The organism is Geobacillus sp. YF-1 (genome assembly GCF_052692335.1).
Window position 1 is genome coordinate 2,964,850 of the sequence record NZ_CP199850.1, and the last position, 17,144, is coordinate 2,981,993.

The following is a 17,144-nucleotide window of genomic DNA, read 5'->3' on the forward strand; positions in this document are numbered from 1 at the left end:
CCATGCCGCCTCTCCTTACGGATTGACCTTCGTTTTGAACTGCTGCTGTCCGTCTTTGTATTCCAAAATGGCCGCCGATTTCACCGGATCATGGTTTTTATCGAGCGTCAGCGTGCCGGAGACGAGCTGCAAATCTTTCGTTTTCGCCAGCGCGTCTTTGATTTTCACCGGATCGGCGCTGCCGGCCCGTTTGATCGCATCGGCCAAGAAGTAAGCCGTGTCATAGCCGAGCGCATTGAACGCATCCGGCGCTTTGTTGTATTTCGCTTTAAAGGCTTTCACGAACTCTTGAATTTTCGGATCCGGGTCGCCAGACGAATAATGGTTCGTGATGTACGTATTGTTCAGCGCGTCTTTGCCGGCAATCTCCACCAGCTTCGGCGAATCCCAGCCGTCGCCGCCCATAATCGGCACGTTCAAGCCGAGTTCGCGCGCCTGCTTGACGATGAGGCCGACTTCTTCATAATAGCCGGGCAGGAAAATGAATTCCGGATTCGCCGATTTAATGCGCGTCAACGTCGCGCGGAAGTCAGTGTCTTTCGCGACATACGCTTCTTCCGCAACGATTTTGCCGCCGCCTTGGGTGAACGCGTCTTTAAACGAAGCGGCCAGCCCTTTCGAATAGTCGCTCGAGCTGTCGATCAGCACCGCCGCGTTTTTCACTTTCAGCTCATCCAAGGCGAATTTCGCCGCCACCGTTCCTTGGAACGGATCGATGAAGCACGTCCGGAAAACGAACTCATTTACTTTGCCGTCTTTGTTCGTGATCGTTGGGTTCGTGCCCGTCGGCGTAATGAGCGGCACTTTATTGTCATTGGCAACTTGCACTTGGGCAAGCGTGTTCGTGCTCGTCGCCGAGCCGATGATGGCGACGACTTTGTCTTGGCTGATCAGCTTGATGGCGCCGTTTGTTGCTTCGGCCGCTTCCGATTTGTTGTCGACTTTGACGAGCTTTAACTTTTTGCCGTCAATTCCTTTTTTATTGATTTCATCAAACGCCAGTTCCAGCCCTTCGGCGATCGACTGGCCGTACGAAGCGACGCCGCCGGACAGCTCAAGGTTGGCGCCGATTTTAATCACATCGCCGCCTCCGCCGCCGGCCGACCCCCCGCTTTGTTGGTTGTTGCCGCAGCCAGCCATAAGACCCGCCGTCAGCATCAAGGAAGCTACAATCCCTGCTGTTCTTTTTTTCTTCACTTTCATTCCCCCCATTGTTCAAAATGGTATTGTCAAAAGTTTATCCTCCACACTCACGGTTTTCCCTTGAGTTTCAACGGTTGAACGAAAAAAAGCTTGCCACCCCCATTGTTTTCGGCCATCATTGAGGTAACGACACCCAACAGCCAAAACAAAGGAGTGACAAGCTTTGTTACCTCAATTATTAGCCTATTTGCTCGAAATTATCAAGACCCAATATCAAATCATTGTGTATTTAATGGGTGTGATATTGGGGAAATCCTTGCATCTCGAGGACTGGGACGAACCCATCCAAAAGCCGTACCGGAAACTTCAGGTCGATGACCTTCCGATCATCGATGTGCCGGAAACCCTTGATTACCGGAAGCTGTTGGCAGACTATGAAGCCCAGCACAGACGTCCTTTACGGCCCATCCAGCGCCGCGCGAATGCGAAACACCGTGTGCCGGATTCGTTGACCTGCCCTCGCTGCCAGGCTCCCTCTTCTTACCTGTACGCCAATAACGGCGGAAAAGGGCAATACCAATGCAAAGTGTGCCAATGCCGGTTCAACCACCGAAATCGGTTCACCAAGCAAGCGGTCTTTCGTTGTCCGCACTGCAAAAAGACGTTGGAAAAAATCAAGGAGCGCAAGGAATACAACATCTATAAGTGCAAGAACAACGATTGCCCGTTTTACCAGGCCAACCTTCGCCGGATGACGAAGAAAGAGCGCCAACAGTTTCAACAGAATCCTCAAGCCTTCAAGGTGCGGTATTTGTTTCGGGAGTTCTTGTTTGACTTTCTCCCGTTGGCTTCCTCGTCGCTCATCAAGCCGAAGGTCGATTTGTCCCGGCTGGCTGCGTCGCCGCACGTGTTGGGGCTCGTGTTGACGTACTACGTCAACTTTGGGATGTCCTCGAGGGAAACCGCCGCCGCCCTGAAGGACATCCATGGCGTCTCGATCTCTCATCAGACGGTGCTCAACTACGCCAACAGCGTCGCGCTTTGGATCAAGCCCTTTGTCGACCGATTTCCGTATGAGCTGTCCGGTTCGTTCTGTGGGGACGAGACATATATTCGTGTGAAGGGCCGTTGGCATTACCTATTCTTTATGTTCGACGCGGTGAAAAAGATCGTGCTGTCCTATCGCGTCTCGCCCAACCGGGACACGCTCTCGGCCATCAAGGCGATCAATGATGTCCTCAGGAAGCTGCCGTCCCTTCCAGACGACTTGTCGTTCGTCGTGGATGGCAACCCGATTTACCTGTTGGCGCAACACTTCTTTGCCCAGCACGGGATTTCGTTTGACGTCCGCCAGGTAATCGGCCTGACCAACGAAGATCCGGTCTCGGAAGAATTTCGCCCTCTCAAGCAGATCATCGAGCGATTCAACCGGACCTTTAAAGGCAACTACCGCCCGACCCATGGGTTTGGCGCCGAGGAAGGCTCGGTGTCCTTTGTGACGCTGTTTGTGGCGTATTTTAACTTTCTGCGCCCGCATAGCGCGCTCGAAGGCCGGGTGCCGGTCGTCATCCCGGAGCTCGCCGAGCTGCCGCATATGCCGGCCCGGTGGACGAAGCTGATCGCCATGGCTCAGGACTTCCTTCAAAACGAGGCAGCCTAACTTTTTTGTCCTCCAGAGCCCGTTGAACAGAACTCCTGCCGGATTCGGCGAAGCGAACCCTTGACCAACCGAACACCGCCAAAGGTAAAATTCGGTAAAGGCAAGGGCGGCTTTCCTATTGCCTTCTTTTTTGTCCCCGTCGCCCTTGACGACTCTTCCGCACCTTTGGCGGGTGTTGGTCAAGGGCGAATCCGGCTCTCTGCATGCCCCACGATGCTCAATGGGATGGTCTGTGTGGAGTTTTCATAGAACTTTTGACGCTACCTTCAAAATGTTCGGTCATGAGAGCGCCCTCGCTTTCCTTTGCCGCGCCCTCCAACGGCTGCTTGACATCAGCCATCTCTCCTTCTACTCCCTCCCCCCTTTCGCAACCTTATGTAAATAATAAAACTATTTTCAATTTAATATAATATTACAAAATTTATAGCCACTCGTCTAGTTCTTTTCTGTCGAAAAAAGAAAAAAGCGGTTTCCTCTAGGCCGAGTTGGAAAACCACTGCAGCCACCGCTCGCCGCAACATTTTACTTGTATAATATTTCCATGTTTCCACTAAAAACATTCTCGTTTCTGGCCGACGTTTCTAGGAGGGCGGTGATTGAAGGAGAAACACTGCTCTCCGACAGTGTTTCCCAAACCAAAACAAACGTTGCAACGTCATCATTCCATTCCTTGTGACTTCTCCCCAATCGAGCGAATTTGTTATTTTTCACCAGCCTCCTAGGCGCTCATCCGCCGCCAGCAAACAGGGAACGGCTACCGCGGCGGCAGTTCAAAGGAAGGGCCGACGGAACCCCCGCCTTTGTTGTAAAACTGTGGCACTTCTCCGGGGATAAAGCGCATGACGATCGGCATATCGGTCGTAACGGTGGAGATTTTCGACGCAAACGGAATAATGACTTGAATATCGACCGCAATATGGATATCAATTTCAATAAAAAAACTGTTAATGTCATAGGCGTGGATTTGTTTTGTCACTTCTGAATTGACATTGCCGACGATTTGAAACTGCACGGGGATGCGCGGACCCAAATTCGCCAGCAGCGCATTGTTGGTCACTTGTCCAAGCGGAATCGAATAAATGATACCGCGGCTGTCGCCGGCCCCCGACTCCACTTCGGGAAGAACGAGGCGCTCAATCCGTCCTTCGGTCGCCGCTTTCAAGCTTGCCATGACATGATCGTCCGTTTCGGATAAAATGCGGTTCATCACCGCCGTATCAAAGTCGACGGACACAATCTTGCCGTTTTCGTCCTGCCGAACCGTAACAAGCCGCTGAAACTCGGGATTGTCCTTTTGAAACTGTTGTTCAATCGCATTGTTAATCACCAAATTGGCAATTCGTTTCGTTTCGGTTTCCGCGATTTCCATCAGCACTGGCTTGATGCTTCGATTCACAATCCAAAGGCTGGCCGCCATCGAAAACATAAAAAAAACGAAGGTCAATAGCAGCACATAGCGGAACGGGAGCGGGCCCCTCCGCCCAACCCGGGGGCGCAACAACATCAAATCCCTCCTTTACAAGCTATATGTATGCTTGTAAGGAGGGATTCTTTCACTGCATTTTCAACAGCGCGTCTTTTCCTTTCATTCCCGGTTCGATGCCGAGCTCGCGGGCGGCGATCGTCACCGACTCAAGCGGCGCCGCGAGCAGCTGCTCGATCGTGCGCACCCCGACCGCCCGTCCAGCGATAATGCCGCGGTCGCGCAATTTTTCGTTCAACAACGCGACATCGAGCGCCCCGCACATAATATATCCTTTGTCGCTCGCCACCGCCAACAAATTCGTTTTCGGCAGCTGCACGGACACCGCCATAAACGGATGCCCGTCAATAATGATCGGCTTGATTTCCACCATCGCCGCAGTCACTCTCCTTTCCATCCTTCAATGTATGAAGGACAGAACGAGAAGTGCCTGACTACTGAGCCAGTTTCCACGCGAGAACGTCGCGCAAAAACTCAGGCATGTAATACGTTTTCTCCGCCGCCCGCTGAATTTGCGGGTAAAAATGGCCGATGGCAAACATATCGGTCGTCGCCACCTCGTACGTCCGCTCCGGATCGAGCGGTTCGCCGTGAACCGCAACGCGGCGGATATGCCAACCCCCATCCTCTTCCCATTCCGTCTCGAGATCGACACCGTCATACACCATTTCCCCCATCACTTCACCGCGGAAACCGAACCCCTTAAACCGCAAATGCTTCATCCGTTCCGTATGGGCTTCCAGCATAATTTCTTTGAGCTCCGCCCCGCGCAGCTTCACTTTGCACGGATTGAGCGGATGGGGGCAAATGCGGTGCAAATCTTTTTTTGTCACCGGCCCTTTCGACAGCGACTCAAGCAGCACGCCGGAATTGACCATGCCGATGTCCGCTTGGCACCATTCCCGCAAGGCGGAAGCCAGCACATGGGCGAGCGGCGACGGAGCGAACCAGTTGATCGGCAAATCCTCTTCGAGTTCGGCGACCCGTTCCGCCTCAAGCTGCGCCAAGCTTTCCCGCTCGAGGCGGCGAAGGCGGCGCTCCATCTCTTCGGAACGCGGCAAGGTCGCGACATCGACGAGGGCGGCCGACGTCCGCGCTAAGCGCCCGTCTTCCACCTCGAGCTTAACGACGCCGACGTATTGTCCATATTTTCCAGCCGCGCACAGAAGCGCGCCGTTGACTCGCTTTCCTTCCAGGAACAGATGATGGGTGTGAGCGCCTAAAACAACATCGATGCCCGGAATCTCAGCGGCCATTTGTTCATCATCGTGCACGCCGAGATGGGATAGGACAACGACGCAGTCCACCCGCTGCTTCACTTCCGCCACCGCCGCCCTTAGCGTCTCAAACGGCGATGCAACGGTCCAGCCGAGCGATTCGTAAAAATGACGAAACGGAGCGGTCGCGCCAACAACCCCGATGCGAAACGTCTCTGTCGCCGAAATGACGGCATACGGCAGCGCCCACGGCGGCCGCGTGCCGTCACGGCGGAACAAGTTGGCCACCACCACCGGAAATCGCGCCCGCTCATACAGCGTATCGAGATCGCGGTAATCGAGCGTGATCCCTTCATTGTTGCCGATCGTCACCGCGTCATAGCCAAGCTCGTTGAGCAGCTCAACGTTCGCTTTGCCCCTCGTCGCCTCGGTGATCGGATGAACGCGGTCGACAAAATCGCCGACATCAAACAAAAGCATCGCCTCGTTGCGCTCGCAATGCTCCTTTCTGCGCTCTGACAAAAAGCGGGCGATTTGCGGCCAATGTTCAAAATGGCTGTGCACGTCATTGGTATGGTAAAGATAGACGATTTGCTTCAAAACGCCCCCTCCTCCACTACGCTAGGCTTTCCCAGACAAGTCGAATCCCTAGGACAATCAGCACGAGGCGCAGCACGACCACCAACGTTCGGCTCGGCATTCGCTTGTTGATCCATGCCCCCGTTTTCGCGCCGATCCATACGCCGGGGATGAGGGCGAGGGCAAACGTCCATTTCACATTGCCCATCGTCACATGCGTCAGCGAACCGACGAGTGAGGACAAAAAAATCATCAACATCGATGTGGCGACCGCCACATGGGGCGGAAAGCGAAACAGCACGATCATCGCCGGCACCATCAACGAACCGCCGCCAATGCCAAACAGCCCGCCGAAAAAGCCAACGACAAAAGCGATGGCAATCGCCGCCAACGGCTGGTAGTCATAAACGGAAACCTCCCCGTTTCGGTCGGTGTACGCGCGGACGACTTTCCGCCGCCACCATGGCCCTGGCTGCGCCTGTTCCACCGCCGTTTGTTCGCCTTCGTTTTCTTTCGCCGCCGCCGTTTCTGCCGCCGAGCGTTTCGTTTTCTTTTGACTGAGCGCCAAAAAAAGCGACATGGCAATCAAAAACAGACCAAAATACAGCGAAAAATGCGCCACGCTCAGCGTATTGTTCACCCAAGCGCCGACGACCGCTCCCGGGACGCTGCCGAGACTAAATAGCAGCCCGCTTCGATAATCGACCATTTTGTCTTTCATGTACGACAACGTGGATGACAGCCCGTTGAAAATAATGACGACTAGCGATGTGCCGACCGCGACTTGCGGCGTCACCGCCGACAGCCAGCCGAGCGCGCCGAAAAACAACAGCGCCGGCACGATGATCACCCCGCCGCCAAGGCCGGCCAAACTGCCGACCGTTCCGGCGATCAAGCCGAGCGAAACAAGCAACAAATACGCCATATGGCCTCTCCCCCCCTTGCTTTAAAACAAACCAAGCTGCCGCGGCGCAAGGCCGTTGTACTCCAAGCCGAGCAACTCGATCAATTGCTTGGCATTGTCGGCGGCATCGCCGCCGGAGTTGTTGTTAAACAGCACATAAATGTGGTCCGTTTTCGCTGCGAGCGCTCGAATGCGATCTGCCCATTCGCGCAGCTCGCGCTCATTGTAGCGATACAAATAACGGACGGCCCGCCAGTTCTCGCCGGCCGTCGCCTTGTTCCAGCCGTGCACGTTGCGGCCGTGCAGGCGAATCAGCGTCTTTTCGCGATGAGTCGGATGCAACACAATCGGCACCGACCCTTCCCCTGCCTGCGGCTCATCGCAAATCGAGTGAATCCAGCCTTCCTCTTCCATAAAGCGAAGCGTTTTGGCGCGAAAGCGCGGCGAAAACCAAGATTGATGGCGAAATTCAAGCGCCGCCGGCACTTCCCCCATCCGCGCCTTCACCGAGCGCAAGTACGCGACATGCTCGCGCCGGCAGTCAAACCACGGCGGAAACTGAAACAGCACCATCGCCAATTTTCCCGCCTCTTGAAACGGCGCGATCGATTCCAAAAACGCGGCAACCATCTCTTCCTTGCTTTCATATGGAATCGGGCCGCGCTCATGTCCGGTCATCCCTTGATAAGCCTTCACGATAAACTGAAACGACGGCGGCGTCTCGCGAATCCATTTTTCCACGTTTGCCCGCGGCTGAATGGCGTAAAAATACGAGTCGACCTCGACCGTCGGAAAATGGGCCGCATATTCCGACAATTTATCTTTCGCCGCCAAACCGGGCGGATAAAGGCTGTCATGATCGCCCCAGCCGGTCAATCCGATGTAAATCATTTTGATCACCAGTTTGTTCAATTTCCAGCTATTTTAACTATAGCATAAGAGGGGGACGCCTTGAAATGAAAACGTCTGCTCGTTGGCAGGAAGCCGTAAAAACCCAACGTCCATTCGCTGCAAACGCATGCTTTGATGGGTTTCAACATTTTATAGTATAATAGAAAAATAGGCAAAAACCATCCAACCACTCATATACCAGCTATTTAAGGAGGGGATGCTCCCTTGTTGGTTGTCCATGGTTCAACGAGCCAAAAACGCAAGCGGATGCAGCAGTCACTGGCGCATCGGTCTCACCCTGTCGGCGTTGACAGTCCGTCGGCCTGTTGTTTCGATCATCGGGAACCCTCCGCCTCCCTGCGGCCGCGAAGGCGCGAGAGCGTTCAATTTTTCTTGATTAGGTGATGGCCATGTCTTATACAACCTTGGACCGATTGACCATGGCTTTGCTCAACGGCGATTTTTCCAAAGCAAAAGAAATCGTTGAACTGTATATAGCGGGCGGGAGCGAACCGAACTGGCGGCGAGCCTATGAGCTGATTACACAAGCGATGCGCTATATCGGCACCATGTGGGAAAACAACTTGATCACCGTTGCGGACGAGCATATCGCCTCCATGACTTGCAAATATTTATTGCACGCGCTCTTTTTAGAACAGGAACAGCAGCATCGGTTTCCTCCTCTTCCCGCGGTGCAACGGGCGATGTTTTTTTGCGTCGAAAACGAACAGCACGACATCGGCATCACCATCGTCGCCCAGCTCTTCAAAGAAAAAGGCTGGGACACCCGGTTATTAGGGGCCAACTTGCCGCTCGAATACGCGGTGATGCACGCCAAAAAGTGGAAGCCGAAGGTCGTTGGCCTTTCCGTCACTTTGCCCTACCATTTAAGCCGGGTGCCGGCATACACGCACGCGCTCGAGCAGCTGCCGCACCGGCCCATCATCCTTGTCGGAGGCCGCGCAGTTCAGTTGTATGACATTTCGTCGCTCTGCTCTCCGTCTACTCTGATCATCAAAGACGTCGACGCGCTGCAACAGCTGTTGGCTGAGTGGGGAGACGGGGGACTGTGTGCAACCAACGGCCTGTAATTCCTTTCTGCCGGATGAACGTGATCATCCAGCTGCGATCATTTCAAGCGAGGTGCACGAACTATGTACATTGTTCATTCCACCTTTTCCGTTCCTGTCGAAAAGGTTGATGAAGTGATTGCCATTTATCAAAACCGTTCTCGTCTCGTCGACAAAGCGGACGGGTTTCGCGCCTTTCGCCTGCTGCAAAATGAAAAGCGGCCCGGCGAATTGACGGTGCACATCGAATGGGAATCCAAGGAAGCATTTTTGGCCTGGGTGACGAGCGACGAGTTCAAGCGCATTCATGAATTGGAGAAAAACTATCCTGACCAAGAGCTCGCCTCTATCGTTCCAACGATCACCCGCTACAAGGTGGTCGCCACATGATTTCCGTCATGCAATACTATCCGATCATCGAGGAGGTTGTCAAAGGGATTTATGCCGCTTACCCCGAGCTTTTAGAAAAGTACGGGGAGCGCGGGAAACAAAAATGTTTTGAAGACAATCAGCACCATTTCGCGCACTTAGAAACGGCGTATTTGTTAAGAAACGCCAAAGTGTTCACCGATTACGCCCTTTGGCTCAACAACATTTTAGTGAACCATGGCATGAAAACCGACCATTTATTGGACAATTTCCGCCGCATTGAACAGGCGATTCGCGGCCGCATTTCCCCTCCCGAAAAAGAAGCGGCATTCTTGTTTTACTTGCAGGAAGCCCAACAATTGTTGCAGCAGCTTCATTCCGACCAATCTTCGTTCGGCTGAACGTCGGCGGTGCCCTTTTGGCTTGGGCGCTGTTTTTTTGTTGCGAAAAGTCGTTCGATTCCCCATTTTTTCTACAATTTGTCTTTTGGTTATGCTATAATTTTATGTTGCCATCCTTGACCTTCATGCCATCAAGCTGCCGGTCGGACATACCGCGCATCTTGTTGGCCATCACGGCCGAATGGAGGAGTCGAAAAACCGATGTTGCAACAAATTTCTGACGACCGTCACATCCTGATTGACGCGCTCCCATTTCCGTATTTTCAGACCGATCGCGCCTTTTTCATCACGGACCGGTCGATCAGCGCCAAAACGCGATTTCCTTCCACGAAAAGCTTTTTTGACTTGATCGACATCCACAGCCGCCCCAAGCTGCAGCGGTGGACAAAGGAACGAAAGGGGCGGGCGTTGGAACTGAATTTGGTGCACGGCGACGGCTCGATTCATTTGTATGATGTCTATCTCGTGCCGGCCGCGCCGGAGGCCATCCATCTGTTTTGCATTGACAAAGATCAAGACCTCCATCGCGTTGGCCTGCTGATCGAAAAAGTGGAAAAAGAATTGCTCCATATGAACTATACATTGATGCACGAAAAATCGGAGCTGCAAAAATCGCTGCACTATCTGCAAGAACAGTCGCTTCGCCACGACCAGCTCAACACGGTGGCCAAAATTGCCGCCAGCATCGCCCATGAAATTCGCAATCCGCTGACAAGCGTCCGCGGCTTTGTGCAATTAATGCGCCCTTATTTGGACCAGATCGGCAAAGGAAGCTACGTCGACGTGGTTCTTTCCGAAATTGACCGCGCCAATCAAATCATTTACGATTTGCTCCATCTCTCGAAACCGACCCAAGGGGAACGGCAAGCGGTCGCATTGGCGCCATTGATGGAAGAAGTGGTGCTGTTTTGCCAAAGCGATTTGTTGATTCATCGTTGCGCCATCACCTGCGACACCCCAGATGAGCCAATCATTGTCGTCGCCAACGCCAAACAGCTCAAACAAGTGTTGCTCAACATGATCCGAAACAGCATGGAGGCGATTGCTGAAGCCGGGCGGACGGACGGCCATATCCGCCTTTCCTTGCAGGCAACCGAGCGGTACGCCCAAATCACGATTCGCGACAATGGCACCGGCATCCCTCCCGACCGCTTGGAGCGCCTGTTTCAGCCTTTTTTTACCACAAAGCAAAAAGGGACAGGCTTAGGGCTGTCCGTCTGCAAAAAAATTATCGAAGAGCACGGCGGGGACATCTATGTCCAAAGCGAGTTAGGGCAAGGAACGACCTTCATCCTACTCCTCCCTCTCGCCTCCGAGCCGATTTGATCGGACGGGAAACGGAAGCGGTCGGAACGCGATTTCACGCAGTCGATTTCCAATCGGTTCAGGCCGAATGAAAAGAAGCGTTCCGCTCTTGGATGAAATACGGGAGCGATTGTCGAACTACTTTTGTTCAGGCGGAATGAAAAGAAGCGCTCCGCTCCCACCACAAACAATGACCGGGCTGTCACGATCGCTTCAATCGGTCAGATGTAAATCATGTTCATCACCAATCGTTGGCGGCGACAGGGCGTCTTCGTGAAGCAGCAGAAGTCAGATGCAAACCATGTTCATCGCCAATCTGTTCGATTTCAAAGCGCTAACAAGGAAGACGGAGCGCGGCGGCGGAACAAAAGCGACCTGGCATGAGAGAAGACAGGGGAGCGCCCAAAAGCGAACGCTCCCCCGTTCGATCCCGCTTCATCACGGTTGGATGAAGATGCGGATCACCGGCGACTTGAACATCACCGCATCAGCCTTCCCATTCCAGTTATAAACATCTTGGAAGGAAAACAAGTCGCTGTCGCTCCACGCCCGATGAGCATGAACATAAAATCCCTTCACATCAATATACGTTTGCGCGCGATCGGAAGGTACGATTTCCGAATACACATATCCAAAGTGGCGGCTGCTTTCCTTGCGCAAGGAATTTTTCATCATATACCCTACAACAGAAGATTGGTACGGCTTCCTACTATGTTGTATGCTGACGTGAGAGCGATCCTGATATGTCTTGTAGGAGTTGTAAACGTGGTGATAATCGACAACCGCATTTTCCGTCGTCAAAATCCCGTAAAAATCCGTCCCCTTTTCTTTCGGATCGATCAGCCATTCATACGACAAGACGACGGCGTATCGATGCTCTTCTCGATTGAGTGAGGAAACAGAGAGGGTCAGTTTCATGACGTTCTTTTGATGATCGGTGTAAATCGTTGATGTGGTGCATAACTTCTGTTTCTCGATATGGCATTGGATCATTTGATGATCCGCCTGTTTCTTAAAAATCTCCTTCACCGTTTGTTCATCGGGCTCATTCCATTGATTCACCGCGCGTCTCGCACGAAAAAAATCGATCTCCTGTCCATCCATGTGGGCGAATCTCTTCTTTCGTCATCCCCAGCCAAAAGAAAGACGCAACCTCCTTATTTTTGAGCTGTCGGTTGACTTTATTGAGGCTTTCCGGCTCTCTAATGAGGCTCTCGATCTCTTCTTGGTCAAACCCTTGCCTTTTTGCCTCCCAATGATGAGCCTGTAAACTCATCTCCTGATGATCACAGCCAGCTAGCATGGTACACAACAAAACATAACGGAGGATCCGTTTCACCGATATCCCACCCTTATCGTATCCATTCGCGGCAAATCAGACGCAGTACCATATTTACCTGTCAAAGCAACGACAACACGAAAAACGCGAATCCCTCCTCGAAGCCCGGTGAAAAACCGCTGTCACACACGAATCAACGGCGTTTTCATTCAGAAAAGAAAGCTGATTCTACAAAGTTTCTCCAATTAGGAAAATAATGGAATAAGAAGTATTTTGCCCTAAATCACCCACCTTCTAGAAAGTGCCCCACGACGCGGCAAACAACGTATTCGGGGAGCGCTAAGGGCGCCCCCCGAAGATAAGCGGAAAGAGCAAGAAACCAGCCGCTCCGGTTTGTGTCAATCATTGTGGGTGCGAGGCCCGCAACGGCGCGCTAACCCCTTGATTTATCCAGCTTATCCGATGCTTCCTTCCATTTCAAACTTGATCAAGCGGTTCATCTCGACGGCGTATTCCATCGGCAGCTCGCGAGTGAACGGCTCGATGAAGCCCATGACGATCATTTCTGTCGCTTCCTGCTCGGAAATGCCGCGGCTCATCAAGTAGAACAGCTGCTCTTCCGACACTTTCGACACTTTCGCTTCGTGTTCAAGCGAGATGTTGTCGTTTAAAATTTCGTTGTATGGAATCGTATCCGATGTCGACTGGTTGTCAAGAATGAGCGTGTCGCATTCGATGTTCGAGCGCGAACCGGACGCTTTGCGGCCGAAATGGACCATGCCGCGGTACGTGACTTTTCCGCCTTGTTTCGAAATCGACTTCGAGACGATCGTGGACGAAGTGTTCGGCGCCAAGTGAATCATTTTCGCCCCGGCGTCTTGGTGCTGTCCTTTGCCGGCGATGGCGATCGACAGCGTCAAGCCGCGCGCCCCTTCGCCTTTTAAGATGACGGCCGGGTATTTCATCGTCAGCTTTGAGCCGATGTTGCCGTCGATCCATTCCATCGTCGCGTTTTCTTCGCAGACGGCGCGCTTCGTCACCAAGTTGAAAACGTTGTTCGCCCAGTTTTGGATCGTCGTGTAGCGGCAGTACGCGCCTTTTTTGACGATGATCTCGACGACCGCGCTATGGAGCGAGTTTGTCGTGTAAATCGGCGCGGTGCAGCCTTCGACGTAATGGACGTGCGCCCCTTCATCAACGATGATGAGCGTCCGTTCAAACTGCCCCATGTTTTCCGAATTGATGCGGAAGTACGCTTGCAGCGGCGTTTCGACTTTGACACCTTTTGGAACGTAAATGAACGAACCGCCCGACCAAACCGCCGAGTTCAAAGCGGCAAACTTGTTATCAGTCGGCGGCACGACTTTGGCGAAATACTCACGGAACAAGTCTTCGTTTTCTTTCAGCGCCGAGTCGGTGTCTTTAAAGATGACGCCGAGTTTTTCCAAATCCTCTTTCATGTTATGGTAGACGACTTCCGATTCGTATTGGGCGGAAACGCCGGCCAAATATTTTTGTTCCGCCTCTGGAATGCCGAGTTTATCAAACGTCGCTTTAATTTCTTCCGGCACCTCATCCCACGAGCGGCCCGATTTTTCCGTCGGTTTGACGTAGTAGGTGATTTCGTCAAAATCCAAGCTCGACAAGTCGCCGCCCCATTGCGGCATCGGCTTGCTGTAGAAGATGTCGAGCGCTTTTAAGCGGAACTCGAGCATCCATTGCGGTTCGTTTTTCATCCGTGAAATTTCTTCGACGACTTCGCGCGTCAGGCCGCGCTGGGCGCGGAAGACGGAGACGTCTTTGTCAACGAAACCGTACTTGTATTCCCCGATTTCCGGTGCTTTTTTCGCCATCGTGGTTCACCTTCCTTCATGTTCGTGGCCATGTAGCCCTTTTTCGAGCGCTTTCCACGCCAACGTCGCGCATTTGATGCGGGCGGGAAATTTGGAAACGCCTTGGAGCGCCTCGATGTCGCCAAGGTCAACGGAATCGTCGTACGCTTTTCCTTGGATCATGTCGGAGAAAATGTGGGCGAGCCGAAGCGCCTCCTCCACCGTTTTTCCTTTGATCGCCTGCGTCATCATCGACGCCGACGACATCGAAATCGAACAGCCTTCCCCTTCAAACTTGACGTCGGCGACTCTGCCGTCTTCCACTTTCATTGTCAAGTGGATGCGGTCGCCGCACGTCGGGTTGTTCATGTTGACATCGACGTTCGTGCCCTCAAGCACCCCGCGGTTGCGCGGGTTTTTATAATGATCCATAATGACTTGGCGGTAAAGCTGATCCAACGGATGGTTAGAAGACATGGCTGAAGTACTCCTTCGCTTTCTGTAATGCGGCGATGAACCGGTCGATTTCCTCTTTCGTGTTGTACAGATAGAAGCTCGCCCGGGCGGTCGCCGTCACGTCAAGCCACTTCATGAGCGGCTGGGCGCAATGGTGGCCGGCGCGAATGGCGATGCCTTCGGCGTCCAAGACGGTCGCCACATCGTGCGGATGCACGCCGTCGATGTTAAACGTCACCAGCCCCGCCCGCTCCTTCGGTCCATAGACGGTGACGCCTTCGAGATCCGCCATTCGTTCAAGCGCGTATTGCGCCAGTTCATGCTCATGGGCGGCGACGGCGTCCAAGCCGACTTGCTCGAGGAAATCGATCGCCGCGCCGAGGCCGATGGCGCCGGCGATAATCGGTGTGCCGCCTTCAAACTTCCACGGCAGCTCTTTCCACGTCGAGTCGTACAGTTCGACAAAATCGATCATTTCACCGCCGAATTCCACCGGTTCCATCTGCTCAAGCCATTTCTTTTTGCCATATAATACGCCGATGCCCGTCGGTCCGCACATTTTATGGCCGGAAAACGCCAAAAAGTCGCAATCGAGTTCTTGGACGTCGATCTTCATATGCGGAGCGCTTTGCGCCGCGTCGACGACGATGATCGCCCCGCGCTCATGGGCGATGCGGGCGATCTCGCGAATCGGATTGATCGTGCCGAGCACGTTCGACACATGGGCGATGGCGACGATTTTCACAGCGGGTGTCACCGTGGCCTCGACATCGTTGAGATCGATCGTGCCGTCTTCCTGCAGCGGAATGTATTTCAACGTCGCGCCCGTTTGCTTCGCCAGCTGCTGCCATGGGATCAAATTGCTGTGATGTTCCATGTACGTGATGACGATTTCATCGCCTTCGTTGACATGGGCGCGCCCGTAGCTTGAGGCGACCAAGTTGAGCGCTGATGTCGTCCCGCGCGTGAAAATGATTTCTTGCATCGAGCGGGCGTTAAGAAAACGCCGCACTTTTTCGCGCGCCCCTTCGTACGCGTCGGTCGCCTTCGTTCCGAGCGTATGGACGCCGCGGTGGACGTTCGAGTTGTACTCACGGTAGTAGCGGTCAAGAGCCTCAATCACCGGCAGCGGCTTTTGCGATGTCGCGGCGCTGTCAAAATAGACGAGCGGGTGGCCGTTGACATTCTGATGCAAAATCGGAAACAACGCGCGGATTTCGTTCACCTTCATGATTGAACTTTCCTTTCAATCACTTCAATTAATTGATTTTTCACGCCTTCAATCGGAATCGCTTCGACGACCGGCGCCAAAAAGCCGTGAATGATCAGCCGTTCCGCTTCCCGTCTTGGAATGCCGCGGCTCATTAAGTAATACAACTGAATCGGGTCGACACGACCGACCGATGCCGCGTGGCCGGCCATGACGTCGTCTTCATCGATCAACAAAATCGGGTTCGCATCGCCGCGCGCTTTTTCGCTTAACATGAGCACGCGCGATTCTTGCTCGGCGTTTGATTTTGATGCGCCGTGCTCGATTTTGCCGATGCCGTTGAAAATTGAAGTCGCGCTGTCGCGGACGACGCCGTGTTTCAAAATGTACCCTTCCGTATGCTTTCCGTAGTGGACGACACTGGTCGTAAAGTTTTGTACTTGCTCACCGCGGCTGACGACAACGGTTTTCGTATCGCCGAACGAGCCGTCACCGACGAGGCGCGTGATGTTTTCCGACACCGTGTTGCCGTCATTCATCAGCCCGAGCGCCCATTCGATCCGCCCGTCGCGCCCGGCGATGCCGCGCCGGTTCACGTACGTCGTCACGCCGCTCGCCAAATGGTCAACGGCGGCGAAAAAGACGCGGGCGTTCGCGTTGGCGAACACTTCGGCCACAATATTGGCGGACGCTTGACCGTTGCGGTCGGCTGACAAATAGTTTTCCACGAACACCACGCGGCTGTTGTCTTCCGCCACGACGATGACATGGTTAAACAAGGCGATGTCGTCTTCATCTTGAATGTAAACAGCCTGAAGCGGCGTTTCAATTTCAACGTTTTTCGGAACGTACACGAATACGCCGCCGTTCATGAGTGCGGCATGAAGCGCGGCGAGGCGATGCTCATCCGGCTTGACCGCGGTCATCCAATAGCGCTCAAGCAAATCGCCGTGCTCGCGCGCCGCCGTCAAAATGTCGGTGAAAATGACGCCCTTTTCTTTCAACTCTTCAGAAAGCGATACATACGCCGGCGTATGGTTGCGCTGCACGTACAAGTTTTTCGTTTCTTCCCCTGCTTCGATGAGCGCCTTCACGGCGTCCGGCAAATCATCGAGGCTGGCGTACGCCGCGCTCTCCACCGTGTGGCGGGCGAAGCCGTGAAAGTTCCATTTCTCGATCTTCGTTTTGTCCGGTTTCGGCAGCGGCAGCCGCTCCGCGCGTTCCAGCGCCTCGAGACGCCGCGCCGTCAGCCATTCCGGCTCGCCGCGCCCGCTTGAGAACGTGCGGATGTAGGTTTCATCGAATGGAATTTTCGTTTCTGTCGCCATAGTCCTCCTCCTAACGC

The 17,144-nt window shown here is 53.6% G+C and carries 17 protein-coding genes; 5 read left to right on the forward strand and 12 right to left on the reverse strand.

All coding sequences use genetic code 11. The features are described 5' to 3' along the window. Positions 1-15: 15 nt before the first annotated feature. The gene (locus tag ACTVIM_RS14720) at positions 16-1,197 is read right to left on the reverse strand and encodes an ABC transporter substrate-binding protein (RefSeq protein ID WP_445613013.1); all 1,182 of its coding nucleotides are present in this window, start codon (positions 1,195-1,197) and stop codon (positions 16-18) included. 169 nt (positions 1,198-1,366) lie between these two features. Here ACTVIM_RS14720 and ACTVIM_RS14725 point away from each other — a divergent pair, with 169 nt between their 5' ends. Beyond that, a complete protein-coding gene (locus tag ACTVIM_RS14725; RefSeq protein WP_445612449.1) occupies positions 1,367-2,803 on the forward strand; it encodes a DDE-type integrase/transposase/recombinase in 1,437 nt (478 codons plus the stop codon). 754 nt (positions 2,804-3,557) lie between these two features. Here the strand turns inward: ACTVIM_RS14725 and yunB are convergent. From yunB to ACTVIM_RS14750, 5 genes are all read right to left on the reverse strand, one after another. Further along, entirely contained in the window at positions 3,558-4,304 is a 747-nt protein-coding gene (gene yunB, locus ACTVIM_RS14730; RefSeq protein WP_445614370.1) for a sporulation protein YunB, read from the reverse strand. Between the two features lie 52 nt (positions 4,305-4,356). Beyond that, entirely contained in the window at positions 4,357-4,659 is a 303-nt protein-coding gene (locus tag ACTVIM_RS14735; RefSeq protein WP_445614371.1) for a YunC family protein, read from the reverse strand. Positions 4,660-4,720: 61 nt separating this feature from the next. Beyond that, positions 4,721-6,103 carry a bifunctional metallophosphatase/5'-nucleotidase gene (locus tag ACTVIM_RS14740; protein WP_445613014.1) on the reverse strand — a complete coding sequence of 461 codons (1,383 nt, stop codon included), beginning with the start codon at positions 6,101-6,103 and terminating at the stop codon, positions 4,721-4,723. A 16-nt stretch (positions 6,104-6,119) separates the two neighbouring features. Beyond that, positions 6,120-7,007: a sulfite exporter TauE/SafE family protein gene (locus ACTVIM_RS14745; protein ID WP_445613015.1), complete on the reverse strand. Its 888-nt coding sequence runs from the start codon at positions 7,005-7,007 to the stop codon at positions 6,120-6,122. A 21-nt stretch (positions 7,008-7,028) separates the two neighbouring features. Continuing rightward, the gene (locus ACTVIM_RS14750; RefSeq protein ID WP_445613016.1) at positions 7,029-7,877 is read right to left on the reverse strand and encodes a DUF72 domain-containing protein; all 849 of its coding nucleotides are present in this window, start codon (positions 7,875-7,877) and stop codon (positions 7,029-7,031) included. A 410-nt stretch (positions 7,878-8,287) separates the two neighbouring features. Between ACTVIM_RS14750 and ACTVIM_RS14755 the strand changes: the two genes are divergently transcribed. The 4 genes from ACTVIM_RS14755 (at position 8,288) to ACTVIM_RS14770 (ending at position 11,043) form a co-directional block, all read left to right on the forward strand. Next, entirely contained in the window at positions 8,288-8,968 is a 681-nt protein-coding gene (locus ACTVIM_RS14755) for a cobalamin B12-binding domain-containing protein (RefSeq protein WP_445613017.1), read from the forward strand. A 63-nt stretch (positions 8,969-9,031) separates the two neighbouring features. Continuing rightward, positions 9,032-9,337, forward strand: a complete 306-nt coding sequence (locus ACTVIM_RS14760; RefSeq protein ID WP_144976186.1) for an antibiotic biosynthesis monooxygenase family protein — start codon at positions 9,032-9,034, stop codon at positions 9,335-9,337. Further along, a complete protein-coding gene (locus tag ACTVIM_RS14765) occupies positions 9,334-9,717 on the forward strand; it encodes a hypothetical protein (protein WP_445613018.1) in 384 nt (127 codons plus the stop codon). The genes ACTVIM_RS14760 and ACTVIM_RS14765 overlap by 4 nt, the downstream gene beginning before the upstream one ends. 201 nt (positions 9,718-9,918) lie before the next feature. Then, positions 9,919-11,043: a two-component system sensor histidine kinase NtrB gene (locus ACTVIM_RS14770; RefSeq protein WP_445613019.1), complete on the forward strand. Its 1,125-nt coding sequence runs from the start codon at positions 9,919-9,921 to the stop codon at positions 11,041-11,043. A 417-nt stretch (positions 11,044-11,460) separates the two neighbouring features. Here ACTVIM_RS14770 and ACTVIM_RS14775 read toward each other — a convergent pair whose 3' ends face one another. The 6 genes from ACTVIM_RS14775 to sufD all read right to left on the reverse strand — a co-directional run bounded on the left by ACTVIM_RS14775 (position 11,461) and on the right by sufD (position 17,127). Further along, positions 11,461-12,084 carry a hypothetical protein gene (locus tag ACTVIM_RS14775; protein ID WP_445613020.1) on the reverse strand — a complete coding sequence of 208 codons (624 nt, stop codon included), beginning with the start codon at positions 12,082-12,084 and terminating at the stop codon, positions 11,461-11,463. After that, the gene (locus ACTVIM_RS14780) at positions 12,068-12,361 is read right to left on the reverse strand and encodes a hypothetical protein (RefSeq protein WP_445613021.1); all 294 of its coding nucleotides are present in this window, start codon (positions 12,359-12,361) and stop codon (positions 12,068-12,070) included. The genes ACTVIM_RS14775 and ACTVIM_RS14780 overlap by 17 nt, the downstream gene beginning before the upstream one ends. 395 nt (positions 12,362-12,756) lie before the next feature. Then, complete coding sequence (sufB, locus tag ACTVIM_RS14785; RefSeq protein ID WP_033018579.1) at positions 12,757-14,154, reverse strand: Fe-S cluster assembly protein SufB; 1,398 nt, start codon at positions 14,152-14,154, stop codon at positions 12,757-12,759. A 6-nt stretch (positions 14,155-14,160) separates the two neighbouring features. Continuing rightward, positions 14,161-14,610, reverse strand: a complete 450-nt coding sequence (gene sufU / locus ACTVIM_RS14790) for a Fe-S cluster assembly sulfur transfer protein SufU (RefSeq protein ID WP_033018575.1) — start codon at positions 14,608-14,610, stop codon at positions 14,161-14,163. Beyond that, positions 14,600-15,820: a cysteine desulfurase gene (locus ACTVIM_RS14795; protein ID WP_445613022.1), complete on the reverse strand. Its 1,221-nt coding sequence runs from the start codon at positions 15,818-15,820 to the stop codon at positions 14,600-14,602. Before ACTVIM_RS14795 ends, sufU begins: the two co-directional genes overlap by 11 nt. Beyond that, complete coding sequence (sufD, locus tag ACTVIM_RS14800; protein ID WP_445613023.1) at positions 15,817-17,127, reverse strand: Fe-S cluster assembly protein SufD; 1,311 nt, start codon at positions 17,125-17,127, stop codon at positions 15,817-15,819. The genes ACTVIM_RS14795 and sufD overlap by 4 nt, the downstream gene beginning before the upstream one ends. Positions 17,128-17,144 lie beyond the last annotated feature (17 nt).